The sequence below is a fragment of the uncultured Romboutsia sp. genome (assembly GCF_958366745.1).
In the GTDB taxonomy this organism is placed as follows: domain Bacteria; phylum Bacillota; class Clostridia; order Peptostreptococcales; family Peptostreptococcaceae; genus Romboutsia; species Romboutsia timonensis.
In genome coordinates this window covers 1-3,048 of record NZ_CATXCO010000254.1, presented here as the reverse complement: position 1 = coordinate 3,048, position 3,048 = coordinate 1, and the positions used below count along the sequence as shown (strand labels likewise).

Genomic DNA, 3,048 nt, shown 5'->3' with positions numbered 1-3,048 from the left:
CATGAAATACTGGTGGTTGTATTATAACCTTATCTCCTTTTTCTAAAAAAGTATGCATTAGGTTTGCAAGCATTGGCAAAACTCCTAAAGCATGAGACATAAGAGATGTATCTACTTCCCAGTTATTTTTTTCAAGCTGCCATTTTTTTATAGCTTCAAAATATTCAATAGGTCTAGAAGTATATCCATATATACCTTGCATTGCTCTTTCTTGAAGGGCATTTATTATAGGGTCTGCAGCTTTAAAGTCCATATCAGCTATCCATAATGGTATTAAATCATCTCTACCGAATTTTTCTTTAGTTTCATCATATTTAACTGCATAATTATTTGAACGATCTATTATTTCATCAAAATTATATTTCATTTTAATAACCTCCAAAGTTTAAATTAATATTTTATATATCATCTAAAAAATTAGTTGTTTGTTTTACTTCTATATCTATATAGTAGCACGCAATATATGAATATAAAATATGAAAAAATGCTATTAATATTGCAAAAAGTGCCATTAGGATAACTGAATATAAATTAATTATTTTTAATAAATAAAGAGAACATATTATGTAAAGTAGAATATTTATGCTTAAAATAGCTTTACTTGATAGAAGATATTTAATTATATAAAATTGGATAATATATAAAACTTGTGTATAATAATTAAATAATAAAATATTTAAAATAACCAATTTTATAATAAGGAGATGAGACTTTGATAAATAAATTAAATGAATTGGATCTAGATATAAAAAGATGTGAAATTGTACTTAAAGAAAATAATTATTTAGATATTGTAATAGCAATAGAAGAGATTCACGATAAGTATAAAAATACTATAGATTCTATATCTAACATAAGTAGGGATGTAGTTTGGAACTACAGCAAAAAAGATATAGAAAATATACAAAATTATTTAAAGGACTATAAAGATGAACTAATTTTAAAGGAAAAACAAAAGAATATATATGATAAATTTATAGATTTAAAAGAATACATAGAAGATAAAGATATTTTAGAAAAACAGAAATTAGTAGAAGCTATTAATCTTATAGAAAATATAAATAATGATGATTTAAATTTAGATGAAAAATGGGATAAATTAAAAGTGTATTTAGAATTAATAAAAAATCAAGGAAGAGAGATAGGTACACAATTATTAGAGATAATAGTACTTATGGCTAAATAGGTAACGGACATGATTTATTATTTAATATTTATAAATATAGTGGGATTACTATCAATGTATTTGGATAAATACTTTGCTAAAAATAATATGTATAGAATTTCTGAAAAAAATCTTTTTTTTATAGCAATTATAGGTGGATCCATAGGAAGTATTATAGGGATGTATCAATTTAGACATAAGACTAAGCATAGACAATTTACTACAGGTTTGCCTTTTATCATATTTATTCAAATAATGATATTAATTTACTATACATAGGAAGAATTAAAATAAATATATATAAATGGATTAGACATTAATATTGATTTATTTATTTTGAATAGTCTAAAGAAATTATATATTAAATAAATAAGTAAAAACATAGCGAAAAAAATGAAAAGTTGGTATAATAACTTTTAATTGGAGGGATTATACAATATGAAAAAATCAACAAATAATATTATAATAGAATTTTTAGGACTAATAATAGGTTGTATGTTTATGGGTGTTGGACTTAATATGTTCTTTAAGCCATATACTATAGCACCAGGTGGATTAAGTGGATTATCACTTGTAATAAGTAAGTTCACAGGGCTATCTGTATCAACTATAATGCTTCTTATAGGTATTCCTCTTTTAGTATTTTCTATAAAAATACTAGGTAAAAAAGATGCAATAAAGACATTTATAGGTATGGTAATATTGTCAGGAATATTAGAAATTACAGCACCATTAGCAACAATATCAGTTACACAAGATGTATTATTATCAGCAATATCAGGTGCAATATTACTAGGAATAGGTTTAGGTATTGTATTTAGTGTAGATGGTTCGACAGGAGGAACAGACCTTATAGCACTAATGGTAAATAGAGTAATACCAAGTTTACCAGTATCTAAATGCTTAACTATTATAGATGGTATGGTTGTTTTATCAGCTGGTATAGCTAATGGAAATATAGAAACAGGATTATATTCTGCTATAGCACTTTATATAATAGTTAAAGTAATAGATGCTATTATATCTGGGTTTGATTATTCAAAGGCATTTATGATTATAACTGAAGATAGAGATGAACTAAAAGAAGCTATAGTTAATGATATAAAAAGAGGAGTTACTATCCTTGATGGTAAAGGTGGATACACTAATAATGATAAGAGTATTTTATTAGTTGTCGTAAATAATAAAAAGCAAGAGGTTAGTTTAAAGAAACTTATAAAAAAAGTTGATCCTAGTGCATTTATAATAGTAAGTGATGTTCACGAAGTATTAGGTGAAGGATTTAAATCAATAGCAGCTTAAATAAGAAGGATGTATACCTTCTTTTATGATAATAGAAAGGACATTTTTTAATGAATCACAATAAAAAGAATATAATCTCAGCGTTAGTATTTTCTATGCTTTCAATAATAGCTTACTTAATAACTTATAATAATAAAGTATTATTCTTCTTAGTTTTTGTATGTGAAAGGTTATATTCATTTGGAGCAAAAGAAGAACTTGAAAAAAGTTTAGATGATTTAGAATTAGAAGATGGAAAAAAAGCAAGAAATACATTAGGAGTTATTATAGCTCTAATCTTAGGAACTATTGGAATATCAATATATTCTATATTTAAATATCCACAGATATTAATTATTTTAATATTAGGAGAGATATTAGATTATTCAATTTATAAATCTTATAAAAAATATAAAAAGAAGAAAGACTAACCAAATTAAAATGTACCCTATAATGTAGACAACTAATAAAAAGGTCTGCCATATAGGGTATTTTTAAAAATTCATTTGCTATATGAGCTATTTTTATAAACTTTTAAGTGTTGTACTTATAGTAGTCGAACTTAAAAAAGTTCGTAAATAGATTCTTCAAGACTCTTGTTA

At 24.2% G+C, this 3,048-nt stretch carries 4 protein-coding genes and 1 pseudogene; 4 read left to right on the top strand and 1 reads right to left on the bottom strand.

Annotation, left to right across the window (positions count from 1 at the left end; translation table 11 throughout):
* Positions 1-367, bottom strand: a pseudogene (locus Q5F54_RS12290) (cystathionine beta-lyase); the annotation flags it as partial.
* A 345-nt stretch (positions 368-712) separates the two neighbouring features.
* On the opposite strand from Q5F54_RS12290, the gene Q5F54_RS12285 reads away from it, so the two are divergent.
* From Q5F54_RS12285 to Q5F54_RS12270, 4 genes are all read left to right on the top strand, one after another.
* Entirely contained in the window at positions 713-1,186 is a 474-nt protein-coding gene (locus tag Q5F54_RS12285) for a hypothetical protein (protein WP_281537282.1), read from the top strand.
* Positions 1,187-1,195: 9 nt separating this feature from the next.
* Positions 1,196-1,444, top strand: a complete 249-nt coding sequence (locus Q5F54_RS12280; RefSeq protein WP_071120948.1) for a DUF1294 domain-containing protein — start codon at positions 1,196-1,198, stop codon at positions 1,442-1,444.
* 159 nt (positions 1,445-1,603) lie between these two features.
* Positions 1,604-2,467 carry a YitT family protein gene (locus Q5F54_RS12275; RefSeq protein ID WP_281537283.1) on the top strand — a complete coding sequence of 288 codons (864 nt, stop codon included), beginning with the start codon at positions 1,604-1,606 and terminating at the stop codon, positions 2,465-2,467.
* Between the two features lie 50 nt (positions 2,468-2,517).
* The gene (locus Q5F54_RS12270; RefSeq protein ID WP_281537284.1) at positions 2,518-2,877 is read left to right on the top strand and encodes a hypothetical protein; all 360 of its coding nucleotides are present in this window, start codon (positions 2,518-2,520) and stop codon (positions 2,875-2,877) included.
* The last annotated feature ends 171 nt before the right edge of the window (positions 2,878-3,048 follow it).

What these genes read in the sequence shown, in the direction of transcription:
- Q5F54_RS12280 (WP_071120948.1), top strand. Translation starts at nt 1,196, where the DNA reads ATGATTTATTATTTAATATTTATAAATATAGTGGGATTACTATCAATG.
- Q5F54_RS12275 (WP_281537283.1), top strand. Translation starts at nt 1,604, where the DNA reads ATGAAAAAATCAACAAATAATATTATAATAGAATTTTTAGGACTAATA.
- Q5F54_RS12270 (WP_281537284.1), top strand. Translation starts at nt 2,518, where the DNA reads ATGAATCACAATAAAAAGAATATAATCTCAGCGTTAGTATTTTCTATG.